At 70.0% G+C, this 23,480-nt stretch carries 21 protein-coding genes and 1 tRNA gene; 21 read left to right on the forward strand and 1 reads right to left on the reverse strand.

Features of this window, described 5'->3' with window-relative positions; genetic code table 11:
• Positions 1–63: 63 nt before the first annotated feature.
• Positions 64–136 (forward strand) — tRNA-Arg (locus tag CJ197_RS02445).
• A gap of 79 nt (positions 137–215) precedes the next feature.
• Here the strand turns inward: CJ197_RS02445 and CJ197_RS02450 are convergent.
• Entirely contained in the window at positions 216–2,489 is a 2,274-nt protein-coding gene (locus CJ197_RS02450) for a bifunctional alpha,alpha-trehalose-phosphate synthase (UDP-forming)/trehalose-phosphatase (protein WP_102235161.1), read from the reverse strand.
• A gap of 251 nt (positions 2,490–2,740) precedes the next feature.
• On the opposite strand from CJ197_RS02450, the gene lysA reads away from it, so the two are divergent.
• The 20 genes from lysA (at position 2,741) to CJ197_RS02550 (ending at position 23,462) form a co-directional block, all read left to right on the forward strand.
• Entirely contained in the window at positions 2,741–4,153 is a 1,413-nt protein-coding gene (lysA, locus tag CJ197_RS02455) for a diaminopimelate decarboxylase (RefSeq protein WP_102235162.1), read from the forward strand.
• 142 nt (positions 4,154–4,295) lie between these two features.
• Positions 4,296–5,669, forward strand: a complete 1,374-nt coding sequence (locus CJ197_RS02460; RefSeq protein WP_102235272.1) for a homoserine dehydrogenase — start codon at positions 4,296–4,298, stop codon at positions 5,667–5,669.
• Between the two features lie 4 nt (positions 5,670–5,673).
• Positions 5,674–6,732: a threonine synthase gene (gene thrC / locus CJ197_RS02465; RefSeq protein WP_102235163.1), complete on the forward strand. Its 1,059-nt coding sequence runs from the start codon at positions 5,674–5,676 to the stop codon at positions 6,730–6,732.
• Positions 6,729–7,643, forward strand: coding sequence for a homoserine kinase (gene thrB / locus CJ197_RS02470; protein WP_102235164.1), 915 nt, complete (start codon positions 6,729–6,731; stop codon positions 7,641–7,643). The genes thrC and thrB overlap by 4 nt, the downstream gene beginning before the upstream one ends.
• A 329-nt stretch (positions 7,644–7,972) precedes the next feature.
• Complete coding sequence (gene rho / locus CJ197_RS02475) at positions 7,973–9,970, forward strand: transcription termination factor Rho (protein ID WP_102235165.1); 1,998 nt, start codon at positions 7,973–7,975, stop codon at positions 9,968–9,970.
• 29 nt (positions 9,971–9,999) lie between these two features.
• A complete protein-coding gene (locus tag CJ197_RS02480) occupies positions 10,000–10,971 on the forward strand; it encodes a LacI family DNA-binding transcriptional regulator (protein WP_102235166.1) in 972 nt (323 codons plus the stop codon).
• A 176-nt stretch (positions 10,972–11,147) separates the two neighbouring features.
• Positions 11,148–11,360: a 50S ribosomal protein L31 gene (gene rpmE / locus CJ197_RS02485; RefSeq protein ID WP_102235167.1), complete on the forward strand. Its 213-nt coding sequence runs from the start codon at positions 11,148–11,150 to the stop codon at positions 11,358–11,360.
• Between the two features lie 149 nt (positions 11,361–11,509).
• Positions 11,510–12,649, forward strand: a complete 1,140-nt coding sequence (gene prfA / locus CJ197_RS02490) for a peptide chain release factor 1 (RefSeq protein ID WP_102235168.1) — start codon at positions 11,510–11,512, stop codon at positions 12,647–12,649.
• Complete coding sequence (gene prmC, locus CJ197_RS02495; protein WP_102235169.1) at positions 12,646–13,551, forward strand: peptide chain release factor N(5)-glutamine methyltransferase; 906 nt, start codon at positions 12,646–12,648, stop codon at positions 13,549–13,551. Before prfA ends, prmC begins: the two co-directional genes overlap by 4 nt.
• Positions 13,548–14,660: an L-threonylcarbamoyladenylate synthase gene (locus CJ197_RS02500; protein WP_102235170.1), complete on the forward strand. Its 1,113-nt coding sequence runs from the start codon at positions 13,548–13,550 to the stop codon at positions 14,658–14,660. The genes prmC and CJ197_RS02500 overlap by 4 nt, the downstream gene beginning before the upstream one ends.
• On the forward strand, positions 14,657–15,781 hold the full coding sequence (locus tag CJ197_RS02505) for a glycosyltransferase family 4 protein (RefSeq protein ID WP_102235171.1): 1,125 nt from the start codon (positions 14,657–14,659) through the stop codon (positions 15,779–15,781). Before CJ197_RS02500 ends, CJ197_RS02505 begins: the two co-directional genes overlap by 4 nt.
• Entirely contained in the window at positions 15,768–16,220 is a 453-nt protein-coding gene (locus tag CJ197_RS02510) for a hypothetical protein (RefSeq protein ID WP_102235172.1), read from the forward strand. The genes CJ197_RS02505 and CJ197_RS02510 overlap by 14 nt, the downstream gene beginning before the upstream one ends.
• 341 nt (positions 16,221–16,561) lie before the next feature.
• Positions 16,562–17,281 (forward strand): F0F1 ATP synthase subunit A, encoded by a 720-nt coding sequence (atpB, locus tag CJ197_RS02515; protein ID WP_255407867.1) that lies wholly within the window; start codon positions 16,562–16,564, stop codon positions 17,279–17,281.
• 72 nt (positions 17,282–17,353) lie between these two features.
• The gene (atpE, locus tag CJ197_RS02520; RefSeq protein ID WP_102235174.1) at positions 17,354–17,590 is read left to right on the forward strand and encodes an ATP synthase F0 subunit C; all 237 of its coding nucleotides are present in this window, start codon (positions 17,354–17,356) and stop codon (positions 17,588–17,590) included.
• A gap of 10 nt (positions 17,591–17,600) precedes the next feature.
• A complete protein-coding gene (locus CJ197_RS02525) occupies positions 17,601–18,140 on the forward strand; it encodes a F0F1 ATP synthase subunit B (protein WP_102235175.1) in 540 nt (179 codons plus the stop codon).
• A gap of 9 nt (positions 18,141–18,149) precedes the next feature.
• Positions 18,150–18,965: a F0F1 ATP synthase subunit delta gene (locus CJ197_RS02530; protein ID WP_102235176.1), complete on the forward strand. Its 816-nt coding sequence runs from the start codon at positions 18,150–18,152 to the stop codon at positions 18,963–18,965.
• 78 nt (positions 18,966–19,043) lie between these two features.
• A complete protein-coding gene (gene atpA / locus CJ197_RS02535) occupies positions 19,044–20,669 on the forward strand; it encodes a F0F1 ATP synthase subunit alpha (protein WP_102235177.1) in 1,626 nt (541 codons plus the stop codon).
• A gap of 64 nt (positions 20,670–20,733) precedes the next feature.
• On the forward strand, positions 20,734–21,645 hold the full coding sequence (locus CJ197_RS02540; RefSeq protein WP_102235178.1) for a F0F1 ATP synthase subunit gamma: 912 nt from the start codon (positions 20,734–20,736) through the stop codon (positions 21,643–21,645).
• A gap of 51 nt (positions 21,646–21,696) precedes the next feature.
• Positions 21,697–23,166, forward strand: coding sequence for a F0F1 ATP synthase subunit beta (gene atpD / locus CJ197_RS02545; RefSeq protein ID WP_158239348.1), 1,470 nt, complete (start codon positions 21,697–21,699; stop codon positions 23,164–23,166).
• Positions 23,163–23,462: a F0F1 ATP synthase subunit epsilon gene (locus tag CJ197_RS02550; RefSeq protein WP_102235180.1), complete on the forward strand. Its 300-nt coding sequence runs from the start codon at positions 23,163–23,165 to the stop codon at positions 23,460–23,462. The genes atpD and CJ197_RS02550 overlap by 4 nt, the downstream gene beginning before the upstream one ends.
• Positions 23,463–23,480 lie beyond the last annotated feature (18 nt).

Genomic DNA, 23,480 nt, shown 5'->3' on the forward strand with positions numbered 1-23,480 from the left:
CCCGCGCCGCACCCGGGCCAGGACCGGCCAGGGCGGCGCGGTGTTGCTAGTCTTATCCGGTCAGCCCCTGTAGCTCAGTGGATAGAGCGTCTGCCTCCGGAGCAGAAGGTCGTAGGTTCGAATCCTGTCGGGGGCGCTGATGGAACAACAGGTCAGCCCCGGTTTTTGCCGGAGCTGACCTGTTTCAGGTTCTGTGCGGGGGTGCCGCGACGCGCTCAGCCGCGCTCGCTGCGCAGGGTCAGCAGACGCTCGAGCACATCGCGTGCCGCCTCGGTGTCCGCCACGCGCAGCGCGGCCGCGGTATCGCCCTCGCCCACCTTGATGCCCAGGTCCTGCTCGCCCAGGCGTGCGAAGACGCTCTCATCGGTGACGTCGTCACCCAGGTAGAGCCATGCATCGGCCGCGCTGGCCCGCGCGAGGGTCTCCACGGCGGCGCCCTTGGAGGTGTGCACCACGGCGAACTCCACGACCTCCTTGCCCGGTGTCACCGTGACCTCCGGCAGGCTGAAGCCGTATTCGAGCGCGGCGTCAGTGGCGTTCAGCCCGCCGCGGCCCTTCGCATTGCGGGTGTGCAGCACCGCGGCGGTGGGCTTGCGCTCCACCTCGGTGCCCGGATGCGCCCGCGCGATCCGCTCCAGATGCGCGGTGACCTGCTCCAGCAGCTCCGCCTTCGCGTCATTCATCGCCAGCGCGGACTGGTCCAGCACCTCTGCCTGCATCCACGGCGGCAGCGCCCCCACCTCCGCCCCATGGGATCCGACGAGCACCACGGAGCTGGGCATGTGGGTGTGCGAGTCCAGATCGGCGAGGGCCCGACCGGACACCAACGCCACCGCGACCGAGGGCAGTCCCGCGAGCTCCCGCAGAGCGGTGAGGCTGCGCTGCTCGGGCTGGACCGCATCGCGGTCGGACACGATCGGGGCGATCACCCCGTCGAAGTCCGAGGCGATCAGCAGGCGCGGAATCCGCGCGAATGCCGCGAGAGACTGCTCGATCTGCTCCGGGCTGCTCAGCTCATCGCCGCTCAGGCGGATCACGGCGGGCCCCTGCTCCTCGGGCCGGCCCGCCTCCTCCAGACGGGACAGGAAGTCATGCGCCCAGGACTGCACATCGTGCTCCATCACCTGGTGGCGCAGGGAGCGCATCGCCCCCTCCTGCTCATCCTCGGGCATCGCCAGCGCCTTGAGGATCGCCGCCTTGAGCTCATCGATGTCATGCGGGTTCACAAGCACCGCGGCCCGCAGCTCATCGGCCGCACCGGCGAACTCGGACAGCACCAGCACGCCCCGCAGATCCGGGCGGGAGGCCACGTACTCCTTCGCCACGAGGTTCATGCCGTCCCGCAGCGCGGTCACGAGCACCACATCGGCGGCCATGAACAGAGCGGTCATATCCCGCCGGTCGAAGGAATGATGCTGATAGGACACGGCCGGGCGCCCGATCGGCGCATGTTCGCCGTTGATGCGCCCCACCGTCAGCTCCACCTCATCGCGCAGCTGCCGGTAGGCCTCCACCCGCTCCCGAGAGGGCGTCGCCACCTGGATCATCACGGTGTCCTGCGGGTCGATCGAGCCGTCGTTGAGTAGCTCGCCCCAGGCCTTGAGGCGATGCCGGATGCCCTTGGTGTAGTCCAGACGATCCACGCCCAGCACCACCTTCTTCGGATCGCCCATGTCGCGGCGCAGCTGAGCGGCGCGCTCGCGGATCTGGGGATCCTCGGTGAGGGCGGAGACCGCGGCGGAGTCGATCGAGATCGGGAAGGTCTGCACGAGCACCTCCCGCATCGGCGCTGCGCCCAGCCCCGGCACCGAGATCGTCATTCCATCCACGTGGTAGCCCAGCAGACGCCGCACCGCAGCCACGAAGTTCAGCGAATCGCTCTCGCGCTGGAAGCCGATGAGGTCCGCCCCCAGCAGGCCGCGCAGAATCGCATTGCGCTTGGGCAGCTGGCTGAACAGCTCCACCGGGGGGAAGGGGATGTGGTTGAAGAAGCCGATGCGCACATCGGAGCGCTCATCCCGGATCATCCGCGGCACCAGCTGCAGCTGGTAGTCGTGCACCCAGATGGTCCCGCCCTGCGCGGTGACCGCCGCGGCCGAGCGGGCGAAGCGCTGATTGGCGCTCAGATAGGCGTCCCACCAGGTGCGATGGAACTCCGGATCCACGATGACATCGTGGTAGAGCGGCCACAGGGTCGCATTGGAGAAACCCTCGTAGTAGCGCTCCACCTCCTCCTGCTCGAGGCGCACCGGGAACAGGCTCATCCCATCGGCCTCGAAGGGCTCGGGGGCGTCGCCGGGCGACCCGGCCCAGCCCACCCAGGCACCGGAGTCCACGGTGCGCATGACCGACTCCATCGCGGTGACCAGACCGCCGGGGCTGGTGACCCATTCGGTGGCGCCATCGGGCAGGGTGCGGGCATCCACCGGCAGCCGGTTGGCGACGACGACGAGCTCGTGATGAGGGGCGCGGGCGGGCTGGTCTGACACCGGGGTCTCCTTCGCAAGACAGTGGGGAGGGCGGAGGTGACCGGCGCCGACGGGGATCTGCCGGGCGGCACCCACGCCGTGGTATCGACCCTACCAAGTGGGATCCCTCACGCTCGCGCGCGCAGGGTGCGAAAAGCCGCGCATGCTGCAGGTTCGCCTCATGGACCGAGCGGACGTCCAGCGCGGGTGACGCCTAGGCTTTCAGGGCGCCGCGCCGCCGCGCGGTGCTGCCCGCACATCCAGGAGTGAGAATGCGCGCCCACGAGGCCGGAGCCCTGCACGGCAACGATGCCGCCCCCACCTGGCTGCCCTATCCCGCCGATGTCAACGCGCTGCTGGACGGACTGTGGTCGACCACGTGCCGCCGCCGCGCGGACGGTGCGCTGGAGGTCGGCGGGGTGGATGTTCACCGCATCGCCGAGGAGGTGGGCACCCCCGCCTTCGTGCTCGACGAGGAGGACTTCCGCGCCCGCGCCCGGCGCTTCCGGGACGCATTCGCGGATGCCTTCGCGCCGCTCGCCGGAGCGGACACCTATTACGCGGGCAAGGCGTTTTTGTGCACCGAGGTGGCGCGCTGGGTCCACGCCGACGGGCTGGGCCTGGACGTGTGCACCGGCGGAGAACTCGCCGTGGCGCTGCGCGGCGGAATGCCCGCCGAACGCATCGCCCTGCACGGCAACAACAAGTCCGATGTCGAGATCCGTCGGGCCCTCGAAGCGGGCGTGGGCCGCATCGTCATCGACTCCCTCCCGGAGATCGAGCAGGTGAACTCCCTGGCCGCGGAGCTCGGGTGCCGCGCCCCCGTGATGCTGCGCGTCACCACCGGCGTGGAGGCGCATACCCATGCCTTCATCGCCACCGCCCACGAGGACCAGAAGTTCGGCCTCTCCGTCACCGGAGGCATCGCGTTCGAGGCCGTGCGGCGCACCCTCGCCGCACAGCACCTGGACCTGGTGGGCCTGCACTCCCATATCGGCTCGCAGATCTTCGACGTCGGCGGCTTCGAGATCGCCGCCCGCCGGGTCCTCCAGCTCACCGCCCAGGTGCGCGATGAGCTGGGGCATGAGGTGACGAGCCTGGACCTCGGCGGCGGCTTCGGCGTCATGTACAACACCCAGCACACCCCCGCCACCCCGGAGGTGCTCGCCACCGGCATCGCCCGGATCATCGGCACCCAGTGCGCCGCGCTCGGGCTCACCGTCCCGCACCTGTCCTTCGAGCCGGGACGGGCGATCGCCGGTCCGTCCACGCAGACGCTGTACACCGTCGGCACCGTCAAGGACGTGCGCCTGGGCGGTCCGCATCACCGCGTCTACGTCTCCGTGGACGGCGGCATGAGCGACAACATCCGCACCGCCCTGTACGACGCCGACTACTCGGTGCTGCTGACCTCCCGGGTCTCCGACGTCGAACCGGAGGTGGTGCGGGTGGTGGGCAAGCACTGCGAGAGCGGCGACATCGTCGTCAAGGACGAGTACCTGCCCGGCGATATCCAGCGCGGTGACCTCATCTCCGTGCCCGTCACCGGCGCGTACTGCTACTCCCTGTCCTCCACCTACAACCATGTCCCGCGCCCGCCCGTCATCGCCGTCAAGGACGGCACCATCCGCACCCTGATCCGCCGCGAGACCGAGGAGGACCTGCTGGGCCTGGACATGGGCTGAGCATCCCGCCGCTGCGCACCCGTGCCCGGCGTCACGCACGTTCACGCAGGGACACGATGCGGCGAGCGGCTCGGTTAGAGTGCCAGAGCCCGCCCATCGGCCCTGGGGAAGGACCTTTTCACCGATGACATCGCATGCCCCGATGACCCCCCGCGACTCCAGCGACCCCGCGCCCACCGCGGACGCGGCGACCCCGCCTCTGGAGCAGCTGCCGACCCTGCGCGTGGCCGTGCTCGGTGCCGGCACCGTCGGCAGCGAAGTGCTGCGCCTGATCCAGCAGCAGGGCGAGGACCTCGCCCAGCGCATCGGCGGCCGCCTCGAGGTGATCGGCGTGGCCGTGCGCGATCTCGAGCGCGACCGCGGCGAGCACGTGCCCACCGAGCTGCTGACCGCCGATGCCTCCTCCCTGGTGCGCGAGGCGGACCTCGTGGTGGAGCTGATGGGCGGGATCGAGCCCGCCCGCAGCCTGCTGCTGGAGGCTATGGCCCACGGCGCCTCCGTGGTCACCGCGAATAAGGCCCTGCTGGCGCAGGACGGCGCTGAGCTGTACGAGGCAGCCGATGAGCACGGCGTGGACCTCTACTTCGAGGCCGCCGTGGCCGGGGCGATCCCGCTCGTGCGCCCGGTGCGTGAGTCCCTCGCGGGCGACCGCATCCAGCGCGTGCTCGGCATCGTCAACGGCACCACGAACTACATCCTCGACGCCATGACCCGCACTGGCGCGAGTTTCGAGGATGCCCTCGCAACCGCCCAGGAGCTGGGGTACGCCGAAGCGGATCCCACCGCCGATGTGCAGGGCCACGACGCGGCCGCCAAAGCCTCGATCCTCGCCTCCCTCGCCTTCCACACCCGGGTGCGGGCGGCCGATGTGCACTGCGAGGGCATCACCGCGGTGACCGCGCAGGACATCATTGCCGCCGAGCGCATGGGCCGGGTCATCAAGCTGCTGTCCATCGTGGAGCGCATCGAGGAGGAGGCGGGTGAGCGGGTCTCCGCGCGCGTCTACCCGGCGCTGATCCCCGAGAACCACCCGCTGGCCTCCGTCTCCGAGGCCTTCAATGCGGTGTTCATCGAGGCCGATGCGGCCGGCTCCCTCATGTTCTACGGGCAGGGCGCGGGCGGCTCGCCCACCGCCTCCGCTGTGCTCGGGGACCTCGTCTCTGTCGCCCGTGCCCGCGTGCGCGGGGGTGTGGGGCCGCGCGAGTCCCGCTACGCCGGGCTGGACGTGGTGCCGCTGACGGAGCTGAGGAGCGCCTTCTACCTGTCCCTGACCGTGGAGGATCGTCCCGGCGTGCTCGCCGAGATCGCCGGTACGCTCTCCGAGTACGGCATCTCCATCTCCACCATCCACCAGGAGCCGCTGGGGGCGCAGGAGGAAGGACGCGGGGCCAGCGCCCACATCGGCATCAGCACCCATCGGGCGCTCGAATTGGCGATGGACGCGGCCCTGGACCGCTTCTCCACCTCCGCCGCCGTGCTCTCGATCGACTCCATCCTCCGCATCGAAGGAGACTGACCCGATGGCCCACCCGTGGCGCGGCGTCCTCGCCGAGTACCGCGATCACCTGCCCTTCGCCTCGGATGTCGAGCTGCTGACCCTGGGGGAGGGCGGGACGCCGCTGGTGCACGCCCGCGCCCTGTCCGAGGCCGTCGGCGCCGAGGTGCACGTGAAGGTCGAGGGGATGAACCCCACCGGCTCCTTCAAGGACCGCGGCATGGTCTCGGCGATGACGCAGGCCAAGGCCGACGGTGCGACCGCCGTCGTGTGCGCCTCCACCGGCAACACCTCTGCCTCTGCCGCCGCCTACGCCACCGCGGCGGGGCTGACCTGCGCGGTGCTGCTGCCGCAGGGCAAGATCGCGGCCGGGAAGCTCGCCCAGGCTGTGGTGCACGGTGCCACGCTGATCCAGGTGGACGGCAATTTCGATGACTGCCTGGAGATCGCCCGCAAGCTCGATGCGGAGCATCCCATCGAGCTGGTCAATTCCGTGAACCCCTACCGACTGCAGGGTCAGAAGACCGCGGCTTTCGAGGTGTGCGACGCCCTGGGGGCGGCCCCGGACATCCACGTGCTGCCGGTGGGCAACGCCGGGAACATCTCCGCCTACTGGATGGGCTACCGCGAGTACCGCGAGGCCGGTGTGACGCAGGCTCTGCCGCGCATGTGGGGTTTTCAGGCCGCCGGTGCCGCGCCGTTCGTGGCCGGGCATTCCATCACCGACCCGGAGACCGTCGCCACCGCGATCCGCATCGGCGCCCCCGCCTCCTGGAACCTCGCCGTCGCCGCCCGTGATGACTCCGGCGGCCTGATCGACGCGGTCAGCGATGAGCAGATCCTCGCCGCGCAGAAGCGGCTCGCCGCGGAGGATGGCATCTTCGTAGAGCCCGCCTCCGCGGCCGGCGTGGCCGGGCTGCTGCAGCAGGCCGAGCGGGGCCTGGTTCCCGCCGGCGCCCGGATCGCCGTGACCGTGACCGGCAACGGGCTGAAGGACATCGACACCGCGCTGACCCAGCACGACCTCACCCCGGTGGTGATCGAGCCGGATATCGCCGCGGCAGCGGAGGCCATCGGGCTGTGAGGATCCAGCGCACCACAGCGGCAGTTCGCGTCCCCGCCACGTCCGCGAACCTCGGCCCCGGCTACGACGCCCTGGGCCTGGCCCTGGATCTGTGCGATGAGCTGCAGCTGGAGGCCACCACCGGCGGTGTCGAGATCACTGTCAGCGGGGAGGGTGCGGACTCTGTCCCGACAGGGGAGGAGCACCTGGTGGTGCGCGCCCTGCGGCGCGGCCTCGACCACGCCGGCGCTCCCCAGGTGGGGCTGCGCCTGCGCGCGGTGAACCGCATCCCTCACGGACGGGGCCTCGGCTCGAGCGCCGCTGCGACGGTGGCCGGGCTGCTGTTGGCCCGCGGCCTGATCGCCGACCCCGAGGCGCTCGATGACCAGACCGTGCTGCAGCTGGCCACCGAGTTCGAGGGGCATCCTGACAATGCCGCCCCGGCCCTGCTGGGCGGGGTGGTGCTGTCCTGGATGCACGGCGAGCTGGCTCGGGCGGCTGCGCTGCAGGTGGCCGATGGCGCGGTGAATCCCGTGGTCCTGCTGCCGCGAACCACCCTGTCCACGCAGGCGGCACGCAGCCTGCTGCCCGAGACGGTGCCGCATGCCGATGCAGCGTTCACCGCGGCGCGCGCAGCGCTGCTGGTGCATGCGCTCGCCGGTGCTCCTCAGCTGCTGCTCGAGGCCACAGAAGAGCGGCTGCATCAGGAGCAGCGCGCCCCGGGTATGCCCGAGAGCGTGGACCTGATGCGGATCCTGCGGCAGGAAGGGCATGCAGCGGTCATCTCCGGGGCAGGCCCCTCGGTGCTGGTCCTGACCGGCCAGCGGGCCGAGGTGGCCGCACTGGTGCGACGCGCGGTGGCCGATCCCGCCGTGTGGCGGATCGCCCAGGTGCCGCTGCGTCGGCAGGCCGCAGGTCCTGTGGTAGGTTGAGCCTGCGTCTCGGTGGTATCGCCCTGACGGCGACCCCCACAGCTCCCTCGCAGGGAAGTTCTGTGCGCGGTTCGTCCCGAGCGATGTGATCGCCCACCAGCGCCCCGCGTGATCCGACGCCCGCCCTCGTGGCGGCCCTCCGATCCCGCGCCGCCGCCGACGCACCCCGAAGCATTCCGGCAGAGCCGTCGCCCGTGCCCCGCACTGTGCGGCACGACGAGGGGGCGACCTGCCCGGCCGTGGCCGCTGCGGACCAGGAGGTCCCAGCAGGTTCCGGCCCCCAGACCGATACGGAACCGGCCAGACCGGTCCGACAGGAAGGAACCCTGGTGAACGACACCACCTCCGGCGCGGATCTCGCGGCGAAGAAGCTTCCCGAGCTGCAGGCCATGGCTGTTGAGCGAGGGATCAAGGGCGCCCGTCGGCTCCGCAAGGGCGAGCTGATCGAGGTGCTGAGCGGCGGGAGCGCCCCGTCCGCGGCCCCGCGCCAGAAGGCCGCTGCGGCGCAGGAGTCCCCCTCGCAGAGCGATGCCGCGCCGCGGACGTCTGCTCCGAAGCAGGATTCGTCGGCCCCGTCTGCGGAGGCGGCGCCCTCGCTCGGCATCGAGCTGCCCGAGCGCAGCGGCGGCGGGCAGCAGGAGCAGACCCGCAGCCGCCGTGAGCGCACCCCGCGCGAGGATGGCCAGGAGCGACAGGGCCGCGGGCAGGACGATGAGCGCGAGAGCACGGACCGCCAGAACGGCGGCGGCCAGGATCGTCAGGACCGTGGTGGCCAGGTTCGCGGCAGCCAGGATGATCGTCGGGACCGGGGGGACCGCTCCGGCCGTGGCCGGGGCGATCAGGGCGAGGGCCGCCAGGCCGGCGCCCCGCGTCGTCGCCTGGAGGACATCGAGCTGCCCGACCGTTCCGGCGGTGACCAGTCCTCCTCCCAGCGCGGTCAGGGCGGCGGTTCCGGCCAGGGCTCCGACGGTGATGATGAGGAGCGCCGTGGCCGCTCCCGCAATCGCAATCGCTCGCGCGACCGCAAGCGGCGCGGGCGCGGCGGCCAGGGCGGTGACCAGCACCAGGGCGGCCAGAACCAGGGCGGCGACGATGAGGTCCGCGAGGGCGATGAGCTGATGGCCATCGCCGGGATCCTCGACATCCGCGACAACAACGCCTACGTGCGCACCACCGGTTACCTGCCGGGCCCGAGCGACGTGTTCGTGACCATGAACCAGGTCAAGCGGCACGGCCTGCGCAAGGGCGATGCGATCACCGGCCAGGTCAAGGCCCCCGGGGAGGGGGAGGAGCGCCACGTCGAGCAGCACCACTCCGGCGGCGGCCGCGGCCGCAACCGCCGCGGCAAGGGCGGCAACCAGAACAAGTATGCGGCCCTGGTCCAGGTGGACACCGTCAACGGCATGACTCCCGAGCGGGCCCGCCAGCGCGTGGACTTCGGCAAGCTCACCCCGCTGTACCCCGAGGAGCGCCTGCGTCTGGAGCACTCCGGCTCGCCGTTCGCGCCGCGCGTGATCGACCTCGTCTCGCCGATCGGCAAGGGCCAGCGCGGCCTGATCGTCGCCCCGCCCAAGGCGGGCAAGACGATCATCATGCAGCAGATCGCCAACGCCATCACCACGAACAACCCCGAGGTCCACCTCATGGTCGTGCTCGTCGACGAGCGCCCCGAGGAGGTCACGGACATGCAGCGCACGGTCAAGGGGGAGGTCATCGCCTCGACTTTCGACCGCCCTGCGAGCGATCACACGATCGTCGCGGAGCTCGCGATCGAGCGCGCCAAGCGCCTGGTCGAGATGGGCCGGGACGTGGTGGTCCTGCTGGACTCCCTGACCCGTCTCTCGCGCGCCTACAACCTTGCCGCCCCCGCCAGCGGCCGCATTCTCTCCGGCGGTGTGGACGCCTCGGCGCTGTACCCGCCCAAGCGGTTCTTCGGCGCCGCGCGCAACATCGAGCACGGCGGCTCCCTGACCATCCTCGCCTCCGCCCTGGTGGAGACCGGCTCGAAGATGGACGAGGTGATCTTCGAGGAGTTCAAGGGCACCGGCAACATGGAGCTGCGCCTCTCGCGCAACCTCGCCGACAAGCGCATCTTCCCGGCCGTGGACGTCAATGCTTCCGGCACCCGCCGCGAGGAGGTCCTCATGGGCAAGGAGGAGCTGGCGATCATGTGGAAGCTGCGCCGTGTGCTCGGCTCGCTCGAGCAGCAGCAGGCCCTCGAGCTGCTGCTGGAGCGGATCAAGAAGACGCAGTCCAACTCCGAGTTCCTCATGATGGTCGCGAAGAACACGCCCAGCGTCGGCTCGCATTCGCGCAGCAACGACTGAGACCTCGCGTTGTCAACGCGCTGATCAGCATGGATCGCCCCACCATCATCGATGTCGCCCGCCGGGCCGGCGTCTCCCGCCAGACCGTCTCGCGGGCGATGAACGATCAGCCGGGCATCAGCGCGGCCACCCGGGAGAAGGTCCTGGCTGTCGCCCAGGAGCTGCGATACCGGCCCAGCCGTTTCGGCCGCGGACTGGTGGAGAAGGGCCCGGTCACCGTCGGGCTCGTGCTCTCAGACCTGTCCAACGCCTACTTCGCGGATCTCGGCGCCGCGGTGGTGCGCGCCTGCGCCCCACGCGGCTGGAGCGTCGTGATGGTCGAGGCGGATCAGTCGCCGCACCCTGAGCGGGTGGCCTCCGAGCTCGCTCGGCGCGTCGATGCCCTGGTGGGCTACGGCCTGGTGGACGGTGATATCAGCGGCGGGACCGGTATGCCCGTGGTGCAGCTGGATGACAGCGGCCGTGCGCCCGAGCGCTACGCCCTGGTGCGGCTGGACATCGCCGGAGCCGCCGAGGGTCTGGCCGCGCACCTGCGTGCAGTAGGGGTGCGACGGCCCGCGGTGGTGGATCTCGACGGGCCGGATATGAGCCCCCGGGCGCAGGCTTTCAGCGCCGCCCTCGCCTCGCTGCACAGCGAGGGCGAGGTGCCGGTGCACGCCGCGCCGCTCCGCGGGGATCACGATTCACTGATCAGCACGCTGCTGGCCGATGGGACCGATGCGATCATCGCCTTCAACGATGACCTGGGGGTGCACCTGCTGCGCTCACTGCGCCTGCGCGATGTTCCGGTGCCGCACAGCATGCGCCTGGTGGGCATGGACGGCCTGGAGGTCGGCAGCCTGGTGAGCCCGGAGCTGACCACCCTCGCCGTGGACCGCGAGGAGGTGGCCCGGCAGTGCGTCGACCTCGTGGCCGGAATGCTCGAGGGCACGATTCCGTTGACCGGTCCGGCGGCGATCCGCACCGTTCCCTACACCCTGCAGGTGCGCGAGAGCGCCTGAGGGCCGCACCACCCCCCCCGTCAGCACCGTCAGCAGGTCATGAACCTGCCCGGGGTGGCGCATACCGCATCGCAGAGGTCTCGCCCCGGCCGGATCGTCGTGGCAGACTGGGACGTCGGTTCTGGTTCACGGCGCCCGCCGGGCGCCGACCCAGCGACCGAGAGCTAGGAGACATCATGAAGGCCGAGATCCACCCCGCATACGTCGAGACCCAGGTGACCTGCACCTGCGGCAACTCGTTCACCACCCGCAGCACCAAGACCGACGGCGCCATCAACACCGAGGTCTGCTCCGAGTGCCACCCCTTCTACACCGGCAAGCAGAAGATCCTGGACACCGGCGGCCGCGTGGCCCGTTTCCAGGCCCGCTACGGCAAGAAGAAGAACTGACCCACGGCCTCCGACGCCGGTGCGCGCCCTTTCACGGCGGGCACCGGCGTTGTCGTATGTGGATGGGGTCGTGTGTGGATGAGTGAGGATCAGGTGCAGGCTGTCCCTGGCCGACGGGGACGGTGCGGCGGCGGAAGGAATCGGGTGCGGTGAGCAGGACCAGCAGCAGTGAGGCGGATCTCGCGCCGCTGCGGGCGGAGCATGCGCACCTTCAGGAGCAGATGGCCGATCCGGCGTTGCACTCCGACCCCGCCCGTGCCCGCCGCACCGGCCGCCGCTACGCCGAGCTGCAGACCATCCTCGGTGCCGCAGACGCCCTCGAGTCCACGCGCGCGGATCTGGTGACCGCCGCGGAGCTCGCCGAGCTCGATCCCGCTGACCCCGAACTCACCGCCGAGACCGCTCAGCTGCGCGAGCGCGAGCAGGCCCAGCGCGACCGGCTCGAGGACCTGCTGGCCCCGCGTGATGCCGACGATGCCCGTGATGTGCTCCTGGAGATCCGGGCCGGCGCCGGCGGGGAGGAATCCGCACTGTTCGCCGCCGAGATGCTGCGCATGTATCGGACCTTCGCAGAAACGCGGGGCTGGCGAGTGGAGGTGCTGACCAGCTCCCCGTCGGACCTGGGCGGCCTGAAGGACGTCACCGTTGCGATCAGCGCGAAGAACCCCGCCGATCCCGGGCAGGGCGTGTACGCCCACCTCAAGCATGAGGCCGGGGTGCATCGCGTCCAGCGGGTGCCCGTCACTGAATCCGCCGGGCGCATCCACACCTCCGCCGTGGGCGTGCTGGTGCTGCCGGAAGCCGATGAGACCGATGAGGCCGAGCTGCTCGCCGCGGAGCTCGCCCCACAGAACCTGCGCATCGACGTGTTCCGCTCGTCCGGGCCCGGCGGACAGAGCGTGAACACCACCGACTCCGCCGTGCGCATCACCCATCTGCCCACCGGACTGGTGGTCTCCTGCCAGGACCAGAAGAGCCAGCTGCAGAACCGTGAACAGGCGCTGCGGATCCTGCGAAGTCGTCTGCTGGACGCCCGCCGCGCCGCCCAGGAGGCGGAGTCCTCGGCCACCCGCCGTTCCCAGGTGCGCACCGTGGACCGCTCCGAGCGGATCCGCACCTACAACTTCCCCGAGTCCCGGGTGGCCGATCACCGCACCGGCTTCAAAGCCTCGAACCTGCCGCAGGTCCTCGCCGGGGATCTCACGGACCTGATCGACTCCTGCCGCAGCGCCGAGCGCGAGGAGCGCCTGCGCCAGGCAGCCCAGGATGTGGGAGGCGAGGGGGCATGAGCTCGCACTCGGTCCGTGAGTGTCTGCGTCATGCCCTCGCCGATGCCACGCAGCGTCTCGGCGCCGCCGGCGTGCCCTCGCCGAGCACCGACGCGCGAGCGCTGCTGCAGGCCGCCGCCGGGACAGAGCGACCGCTCGTGCTGCTCGACGCCCTGCCGGAAGACTTCACGGTGCGCTGTGAGGAGCTGCTGGCGCGCCGCGCGGCGCGCGAGCCGCTGCAGCTGGTGCTGGGCTCCGCCCCGTTCCGCCGTCTGCGGCTGGAGATCCGCCCCGGCGTCTTCATCCCCCGGCCGGAGACAGAACTGGCCCTGGACCTGCTGTCCCAGCACTGTGAGGGGGAATGCCGAAGCGTGGTGGATCTGTGCGCGGGCAGCGGCGCGCTCGGTGCGGCCGTTCTCGATGAGCTGCCCGAGGCGCAGGTCCGCGCCGTCGAGATCGACCCAGCGGCCGCCGACCTCGCACAGCGGAACCTCGAGGCCGCAGGACCCGGACGCGGGCAGGTGCTCACCGCCGATATCGCCGCGCCGCCGACGCAGCTGCTCGCCGCAGCGCCCGTGGACGCGGTGCTCGCCAACCCCCCGTACATCCCCGCCGCGGCGGTGCCGCGCGACCCCGAGGTGCTCGCGCATGATCCGCATCGCGCCCTGTTCGGCGGGGGAGAGGACGGGCTCGAGGTACCCGGGGCCGTGATCGACCTGGCCGCGCGCCTGCTGCGCCCGGGAGGTCTGCTGATCATGGAGCACGCCGATGTGCAGGGCGCCGCAACCCGCGAGCTCGCCACCGCTCACGGCGGCTTCACCGCGGTGCGCACCGCACAGGACCTCACCGGGCGCGACCGCTTCCTGCTCGCGCGCCGCGCCGAGATAGAGAGCACCAGCGAGGATGAGAGACTGAACCTGTGAGCGTGCACGACACCCAGAATCCCGAGACCCGTGAGGACTCTCTGAACGCCGCCGTGGACGCGGTGCGCGCGGGAGACCTCATCGTCCTGCCCACCGACACGGTGTACGGCATCGGCGCCGATGCCTTCTCGCCACGCGCCGTCGAGGACCTGCTCGATGCCAAGGGGCGCGGTCGCCAGAACCCGCCGCCAGTGCTGATCGGCGACCACGCCGTGCTCATGGCGCTGGCCACCGACCTACCGGACTACGTCGAGGACCTCGCCGAGGCCCTCTGGCCCGGCGCCCTGACCCTCATCCTCACCGCGCAACCGTCCCTCACCTGGGATCTGGGGGAAACCCGCGGCACGGTCGCTCTGCGCATGCCCGATGACGAGACCGCCCTGGAGCTGCTGCGCCGCACCGGGCCGCTGGCCGTCTCGAGCGCCAACCGCCACGGCAAGCCCGCCGCGCAGTCCGTGCTCGATGCCGCCACGCAGCTGGGCGACACGGTGGCCGTGTATCTCGACGGCGGCACGGTCCCCCTTGGCGGGAGCTCCACCATCCTGGATACGACCGTCACTCCGGCCGAGATCGTCCGGGAGGGCGCGGTCAGCAAGGAGCAGATCATCGAGGCGGTGGGCGATATCTTCACCGCACCGCCGAGCTCCGAGGAGCAGAGCGACGCCACAGAGCACAGCGACGCCGCGGAGGAGAGTGACACCGCAGAGGAGTCCTCTCAGGCGCGGACGGATGCCGAGGCGGCGGACGGCACGGATTCTGCGGACACTGCTGACACTGCGGACGGCGCCGACACCGCTGACGCAGCCGATACCGCGGACATCGCTGACACCGCGGACACCGCGGAGGCGGCGCCCGCTGCCGATGTCGCTGATCCGGCCCAGAACGCCGACCCCGTCCAAAACGCCGACCCTGCCCAGGTCGCCGACCCTGCCCAGGACGCCGACCCTGCCCAGGACGCCGAAGCGTCGGGGAGCACCGCGGAGGCACCGAACGTCGCGGAGCACCCCGCGACCAAGGACACCGCGCCTGCGGCCGGAGCCCTGGAGCTCCCCTCCGAGGCAGAGACCCAGGACACCCGACCCGAGGGGTCGGGGAGCACAGCCGGGTGAGGGTCTACCTCTTCATCCTCCTGGTCGCCGCGGCCGTCACCTACCTGCTGACCCCGGCCGTGCGCCTGGTGGCACGGCGTGCCGGAGCGATGACGGCGGTGCGGGAGCGGGATGTCCACGACACGGTGACCCCACGGCTGGGCGGGGTGGCGATGTTCGTCGGGATCGTCGCGGCCCTGCTCGTCGCGGGCAACGTCCCGTTTCTCGAAGGTCTGTTCCGAGACAGTCGCCAGCCCTGGGCGGTGCTCGCCGCCGCCGGAGTGGTCTGCCTGCTCGGAGCGGCCGATGACAAATGGGACCTGGACTGGGTGACCAAGCTGGCCGGCCAGGTGCTCGCCGCCCTGCTGCTGGCCTGGCAGGGCGTGAGCCTGGTGACCCTGCCGATCGGCGGGGTCACCGTGCTCTCCGGCCGCAGCGCACTGATCCTCACAGTCCTGGTCGTGGTGGTCGCGATGAACGCCGTGAACTTCGTGGACGGACTGGACGGACTGGCCGCCGGGGTCATGGCCATCGGCGGCACCGCTTTCTTCCTCTACGCCTATACCCTCACCCGCTCGGCCTCCACCACCGACTACTCCTCCCTGGCCGCGCTGCTGACCGCCGTCATGATCGGGGCGTGTGTGGGATTCCTGCCCCATAACCTCACGCGTGCCCGCATCTTCATGGGCGACTCCGGCTCGATGCTGCTGGGTCTGCTGCTGGCCGCCAGCACCATCGCTGTGACCGGCCAGGTGGACCCCGCGCGTCTGTCCGGCGCGGACATGCTCGGACAGTTCCTGCCGATCCTGTTGCCCATCGGCGTGATGATCGTTCCGTTCCTCGACTTCGGCCTGGCGGTCATACGCCGCATCGGCTCCGGACGCTCACCCTTCCACGCCGACAAAGCCCACCTGCACCACCGGCTGCTGCGCCTCGGGCACTCCAAGCGCGGTGCGGTGATCATCATGTACGTCTGGACCGTCGTGATCTCCGTCGGCCTGCTGCTGCCCCTTGTGCTGCCGATGCGCACCGTCCTCGTGCTGTGGACCGGCAGCCTGCTGCTGGCGGTGCTCATGACCCTCGATCCAATGCGGTGGCGCAGACCACATCACCAGAAGGAGCCCGCTGATGACCGCCTCTGACCCCGCCCCGGCCCACACGCTGACCGCCGGGGACCGCGGCATGCGCCGCGCCACCCTGCTGGGCCTCGTCGTCGCCGTCGTCCTGGCGCTCGCGATGGTGGTGCTCGCCGCCGCGATCGCCGAACGACCGGCAGTGCTCGGCGCCCTCATCGGCGCCGCCCTGACCGTCGTGGTCGTCGCCCCCACCGCGGTCACCGGCTATCTCGCGCCACGGCTCAGCCCCGTGACAATGGCCGTGACGGTTCTCGCATCCTGGATCCTCAAGATGGTCATCGTGGTGGTCGTGCTGCTCATGCTGCGCGACGTCGAAAGCGTCTCCATCGTCTGGGTGGGGCTCACCCTGCTGGTGGGAGCGCTGATGGGCGTGGTCATCGAGACGGTGCTGCTGGCCCGCGTGCGGAGGCCCCTGGACGTGGAGCCGGACCCACGGCCGGAGTGATGCACCTCGCAGCCCTGGTGAGGACCTTCGGAGGCCCGGAAGAAGGGGCGCACTCTGTTATGGTTATCCGGGCGTCAGGCGCAGTCACCACTGCCTCTCCGGAGGGGTGGAGCGCAGGCGCCGACCACCGGATCCCACCGCCGGGAGACCGCCTGACATCAGGTGGTGCACCAGTCCCCGCGGCGCGGTGGCCACGATGTGAAGGACAGGCCCTGCCACGATGGCAGACAGATTGAGCACGGGAGATCGACCTGAACACCGCCGACCTTGCCGCTCCGCTCCGCGCCGATGACGGAGCGCCCTTTCACATCCCCACCATCGACGAGTTCTTCCCGGACGCGATCCTCTTCGCCGGCACCCCCTTCGAGTTCAACCGCATCCAGCTGGTGCGGCTGATCATCCTGGCGGCCACGCTCATCTTCCTGTGCATCGTCGCCTCGCGGGCGCGCCTGGTCCCCGGTCGCACCCAGAGCATCGTCGAGCTGCTGTTCGACTTCGTGAACACCAACATCGTGGTGGCGGTGCTGGGGGAGCGGGACGGCAAGCGCTTCGCTCCCTGGCTGATCTCCACCTTCGTGCTGATCCTGGTGATGAACCTCGGGTTCATGGTGCCCGGGCTGAACATGTCCGGCACCGCCGTGATCGGCTTCCCCCTGCTGCTGGCCCTGGCGACGTTCGTGATCTACATGGTCGCGGGCATCAAGGCGCATGGTCTGGGGGGCTACCTCAAGCACGCCACCGCCCCGCCCGGCGTGCCGAAGATCGTGTACCTGCTGCTGGTGCCGATCGAGGCGATCCAGGTCTTCGTGGTCCGCTGGGCCTCGCTGACCATCCGTCTGCTGGCCAACATGGTGGGCGGCCACATGATCATCGTGGTGCTCATCGGACTGACTCACTTCCTGGTGGTCTCCCTGAGCCTGCTGACCATCGCCTCGCCCTTCGCCGCGGGCCTCAGCCTGCTGGTGTTCGCCTTCAAGATCTTCGTGGCGGGCCTGCAGGCATTCATCTTCACCATCCTGTCGGCCGTCTACATCCAGATGGCCGTCTCCGACGAGCACTGACCCGCACGACCTCCAGCTCGCTGGACCCCTGAACTGCCGTCCGCCCGGTCGGCCCAACGAAAGGAAACCCCCGTGGACCCGATGCTCCTGACCGCCATCGAGGGCAACATCGCCTCCGTCGGCTTCGGCCTCGCCGCCCTCGGCCCCGGTATCGGCCTGGGCATCCTCGTCGGCAAGACCGCCGAGGCGCAGGCCCGCCAGCCCGAGATGCGCTCGCAGCTGCAGACCACGATGCTGATCGGCGCCGGCTTCGTCGAGTTCCTCGCCCTGCTGGCGATCGTCTTCGGCTTCGTCCTCGCGTTCATCTGAGGGTCAGCCCATGATCCTCAGCGAAGGAGCCACCCCCGGCTGGCAGCTGTTCGTTCCGCTGCCGGCGGAGATCATCTGGTCGGCGATCTTCATCGCCATCTTCGCCGCGGTCTTCATCCGTTTCGTCCTGCCCCGCATGAATGCGGTGCTCGATGAGCGCTCCGAGAAGATCGAGGGCGGGATCCGGCGTGCCGAAGAGGCACAGGCCCAGGCCGACCAGCTCAAGGCGGATCAGGAGCAGCAGCTCTCCGACGCCCGTCGCGAGGCCGCAGCGATCCGTGACCAGGCCCGGCAGGACGCCGAGCGCATCGTGGAGGAGGCGCGGGGACGCGCCGCCCAGGAGGCCGAGCGCGTCCTGGCCACCGGTCGCCAGCAGCTGGAGGCCGAGCGCATCGCCGCGTCCACCCAGCTGCGCGGTGAGGTCGGTTCGCTCGCGAGCGACCTGGCCTCCCGGATCGTCGGGGAGTCCCTCACCGACGACGAGCGTTCGCGCCGTGTGATCGACCGCTTCCTGGACGACCTCGAGTCGTCCCAGGCCGCCACCCGATAAGGAATCGAGATGCGAGGAACCTCCTCCACCTCCTTCGGTGAGGTGCTTCAGCACGCCCAGGGCGCGTTCGCGTCCGAGGGCGTTCAGCTGGGTGCCATCGCCGAGGAGCTGTTCGCGGTGGCTGATGCCATCGACTCCAGCAACCAGCTGGTCCGCCTGCTGTCCGACGCCGGCCGCCCCGGCGAGGTCAAGGAGCAGGCGGTCCGAACCCTCCTGGGCAGCAAGGTCAGCGCACTCGCGCTCGACCTGACAGTGCAGGTGGTGCGTCGGCGCTGGTCCGAGCAGGAGGACATCCTCGACGCTCTCGAGCTGCTGGGGGTTGCCGCGTACCTCGAGCAGGCACGCCGCGAGGACCGCTTGAGCGCCGTGGAGAGCCAGCTGGTCCAGGTTTCGCGGATGATCGATTCCACGCCGGAGTTGACCACCGCGCTGGACGGGTTGCGTGAGCGGCCTGCCGAGCGCAGCGCCCTGGTGACGGACCTGCTGCGCTCCCGCACCCAGGAGCTGACGGCGGCGATCGCGGCCCGTGCCGTGGGGCGTCGCAGCGACACCAAGCCCGCCCGTCGGGTTGAGGAGTTCGCGCGCTTCGCCGCCGAGCAGCGTCGCCGCTCGGTGGCCCAGGTTGCCAGCGCGGTGCCCCTGACCGACACCCAGCAGGCTCGGCTGGCGAGCCTGCTGGCCGGCATCTACGGCCGCGAGATCCAGATCGACCTGCAGGTGGATCCCACCGTCGTGGGCGGTATGCGGATCCAGGTCGGAGACGATCTCTACGACGCCACCGTCCTGGCGCGCCTGGCCAAGGCCCGCCAGCAGCTGGTGGCCTGACCCGCCCGACGCCACGGCGTCCCCCGAACCCGCACAGCGCCCCCACCACGGGGAGACCGAGAGGAACAACGAGCAGCGATGGCCGAGCTCACGATCAGCCCGGAGGAGATCCGGAACGCCCTGGACACCGCGGTGTCCACCTACCAGGCAGGCAGCACCGAGCGCGAGGAGGTGGGTCGCGTCGTCACCGCGGCCGACGGCATCGCGCACGTCGAGGGCCTGCCCAATGTGATGGCCAATGAGCTGGTCAGCTTCGAGGACGGCACCCTGGGCCTGGCACTGAACCTCGACCTGCGGGAGATCGGTGTCGTGGTCCTCGGGGAGTTCTCCGGCATCGAGGAGGGCCAGCAGGTGCGGCGCACCGGGCAGGTGCTCTCCGTGCCCGTGGGCGATGGCTACCTGGGCCGCGTGGTGGACCCCACCGGCAAGCCCATCGACGGCCTGGGCGACATCGCCACCGTGGGCCGCCGGGCGCTCGAGCTGCAGGCACCCACCGTGATGCAGCGCAAGTCCGTCAAGGAGCCGATGCAGACCGGCCTGAAGGCCATCGACTCGATGACCCCGATCGGCCGTGGCCAGCGCCAGCTGATCATCGGCGACCGCCAGACCGGCAAGACTGCCATCGGCATTGACACCATCCTGAACCAGAAGGACAACTGGGACAGCGGTGATCCCGACAAGCAGGTGCGCTGCATCTATGTGGCGGTGGGCCAGAAGGGCTCCACCATCGCCGGTGTGCGCGCGACCCTCGAGCGCGCGGGCGCGCTGGAGTACACCACCATCGTGGCTGCTCCGGCCTCTGACCCGGCGGGCTTCAAGTACATCGCCCCCTACACCGGCTCCGCGATCGGCCAGCACTGGATGTACGAGGGCAAGCATGTCCTGATCGTCTTCGACGACCTGTCCAAGCAGGCCGAGGCCTACCGCGCCGTGTCCCTGCTGCTGCGTCGTCCCCCGGGCCGCGAGGCCTACCCCGGTGACGTCTTCTACCTGCACTCCCGCCTGCTGGAGCGCTGCGCGAAGCTGTCCGATGACATGGGTGGCGGCTCGATGACCGGCCTGCCGATCATCGAGACCAAGGCCAATGACGTCTCGGCGTACATCCCCACCAACGTCATCTCCATCACTGACGGCCAGTGCTTCCTGCAGTCGGACCTGTTCAACGCCGACCAGCGCCCCGCCGTGGACGTGGGCATCTCGGTGTCCCGCGTGGGCGGTTCCGCGCAGACCAAGGCGATGAAGTCCGTCTCCGGCACGCTGAAGATCAGCCTGGCCCAGTACCGCGACCTCGAGGCCTTCGCGATGTTCGCCTCGGACCTGGACGCCGCCTCGAAGCAGCAGCTGCACCGCGGTGCCCGCCTGATGGAGCTGCTCAAGCAGGCCCAGTACTCGCCGTTCCCGATGGAGGAGCAGGTCGTCTCCATCTGGGCCGGCACCAAGGGGAAGTTCGACGACATCGAGGTCGATGAGGTCCGCGAGTTCGAGGCCGCGCTGCTGGAGCACCTGCGCCACAACGGCACGATCCTGGATACCATCCGCACCTCCGGCAAGTTCTCGGATGAGACCGAGGAGGAGCTGAGCCAGGTCCTGGACCAGGTCAAGACCGACTTCCTCGCCGCCAAGGCCAATGACCGCGCGGTCAACGATGAAGATGGCCGGGCCACCGAGGATCAGATCGACCAGGAGAACATCGTCCGCGGCTGAGGTCCGGAGCGCCGCCCCACGGCGGTGCCCCTGACGGAGGCATTCGGCGCGAACGAGGAGAGACATGGGAGCCCAGCAGAGGGTCTACAAGCAGAAGATCAAGTCCGCCCAGGGCATGAAGAAGATCTTCAAGGCCAAGGAGATGGTCGCGGCATCGCGCATCGCCAAGGCCCATGCCCGGGTCACGGCGACGACTCCGTACGCCGAAGCGCTCACGCAGGCGATCGGTTCGGTGGCCACCCACTCCGAGGAGCTCAAGCATCCGTTCCTGGAGCAGCATCGCGAGCAGACCGGGCGGGCCGGCATCCTCATGATCACCGCCGACCGCGGTATGACCGGCCCCTACTCCCATAACGTCATCCGTGCTGCCGAACAGCTGGCCAACAAGCTGCTCGACGAGGGCAAGACCCCGGTGATGTATGTGGTGGGCCGCAAGGGCGACTCGTACTACCGCTTCCGCAACCGGCCCCCGCACCGGTCCTGGACCCCGTACGCGGAGAGCGAGCTGCCGGACCTGGGCCGGGAGATCTCCCACGTGCTCACCGAGGATCTGCTCAGCGAGGACGAGCAGGTTCACCTCGATGAGCTGTACGTGGTGGGCACGAAGTTCATCTCCCGCTTCCAGCAGCAGACCCGTGCCATCCGCATGGTGCCGATGGGCGTGGTCGATGCGGAGGAGGGCCAGCGCCCCACCTACCCGCTGTATGCCTTCACCCCGGATCCCGATTCGGTCATCGAAGAGCTGATGCCGCGGTACATCGAGTCGCGGATCATCAACATCCTGCTGCAGGCCATGGCCTCGGAGCACGCCTCCACGCAGCGTGCGATGAAGACCGCCACCGACAACGCGGAGACCCAGATCCACAAGTTCACCCGCCTCGCCAACTCCGCGCGTCAGGCGGAGATCACCCAGGAGATCACCGAGATCGTCGGCGGCGCCGACGCCCTGGCAGGAACTGGCCGCACCGACCGCTGAGACCCGGCCGACCGCGTCCCCGCGCGGCGGCCCGACATGGAGAGAACGCACATGAGCACCACCTTTGAACCGCAGGCCCCCGCCGAGGCCCCGGCCGCGACCGGTCGCGTCGCCCGTGTCACCGGCGCCGTCGTCGACGTGGAGTTCCCCCCGGGGAACATCCCGGACCTCTACAACGCGCTGACCATCGACATCGCCGCGAGCGACTCCGGCCTCGAAGCCTCCACCCTGACGCTCGAGACCGCGCAGCACCTCGGTGACGGCATGGTGCGTGCGATCGCGCTGAAGCCCACCGACGGTCTCGTGCGTGGCCAGGCTGTCAACGACACCGGCGCCCCGATCTCCGTCCCGGTGGGCGATACGACCCTGGGCACAGTCTTCGACGTGGTGGGCACCCCGCTGAACAAGCCCGCGGAGCAGCTGCAGGTCACCGAGCGCTGGCCCATCCACCGCCAGGCGCCGAACTTCGACCAGCTCGAGTCGGCCACCACCATGTTCGAGACCGGCATCAAGTCGATCGACCTGCTGACCCCGTACGTCAAGGGCGGCAAGATCGGCCTGTTCGGCGGTGCCGGCGTGGGCAAGACGGTGCTCATCCAGGAGATGATCTACCGCGTGGCCAACAACCACGACGGCGTGTCCGTGTTCGCCGGCGTGGGCGAGCGCACCCGTGAGGGCTGGGACCTCATCGAGGAGATGACCGAGTCCGGCGTCATCGACAAGACCGCGCTGGTCTTCGGCCAGATGGACGAGCCCCCGGGGACGCGTCTGCGCGTGGCTTTGTCCGCCCTGACCATGGCGGAGTACTTCCGCGATGTGCAGAACCAGGACGTGCTCCTGTTCATCGACAACATCTTCCGCTTCACCCAGGCCGGCTCTGAGGTCTCCACGCTGCTGGGCCGTATGCCCTCGGCGGTGGGCTACCAGCCGAACCTCGCCGATGAGATGGGTGTGCTGCAGGAGCGCATCACCTCCACCCGCGGCCACTCGATCACCTCGATGCAGGCGATCTACGTCCCGGCCGACGACTACACCGACCCGGCCCCGGCGACGACCTTCGCCCACCTGGATGCGACCACCGAGCTCTCCCGTGAGATCGCCTCGCGCGGTCTGTACCCGGCGATCGACCCGCTGGCCTCCACCTCGCGGATCCTGGACCCGCGGTACGTGGGCCAGGACCACTACGACACCGCGGTGCGCGTGAAGCAGGTGCTGCAGCGCAACAAGGAACTGCAGGACATCATCGCGATGCTGGGTGTGGACGAGCTGTCCGAGGAGGACAAGGTCATCGTCTCGCGCGCCCGCCGCATCCAGCAGTTCCTGTCCCAGAACACCCACCTGGCCAAGCAGTTCACCGGTGTGGACGGCTCGGACGTGCCGCTGAGCGACACGATCGAGGGCTTCAAGGGCATCTGCGACGGCGAGTTCGACCACATCACCGAGTCGGCGTTCTTCAACGTGGGCGGCATCGACATGGTGCTGGAGAACCAGCACCGCATCGACAAGGAGCTCGGCAAGTGAGCTCGCTCGAGGTCACGTTCGTCACCGCCGACCGCACCGTCTGGACCGGTCGGGCCCGGCAGGTCGTGGTCCCCGCGGTCGACGGATCGATGGGCATCCTGCCGCAGATGCAGCCCACCCTGGCCATCCTCGGCGATGGCCTGGTGCGCATCATCTGCGAGGAGGAGGGCGTGCGCGAGCTGTCCGTGCGCGGTGGATTCGTCTCCGTGGACTCCGACGTCGTGGTCATCGGCGTGGATGATGCCGATCATGACGATGAGGTCGCCAAGGAATCCCTGACCGGCAGTGCCATCTGAGCCGGGCACGACCTCACG

The organism is Brachybacterium sp. UMB0905 (assembly GCF_002871795.1).
Taxonomy (GTDB): Bacteria; Actinomycetota; Actinomycetes; order Actinomycetales; family Dermabacteraceae; genus Brachybacterium.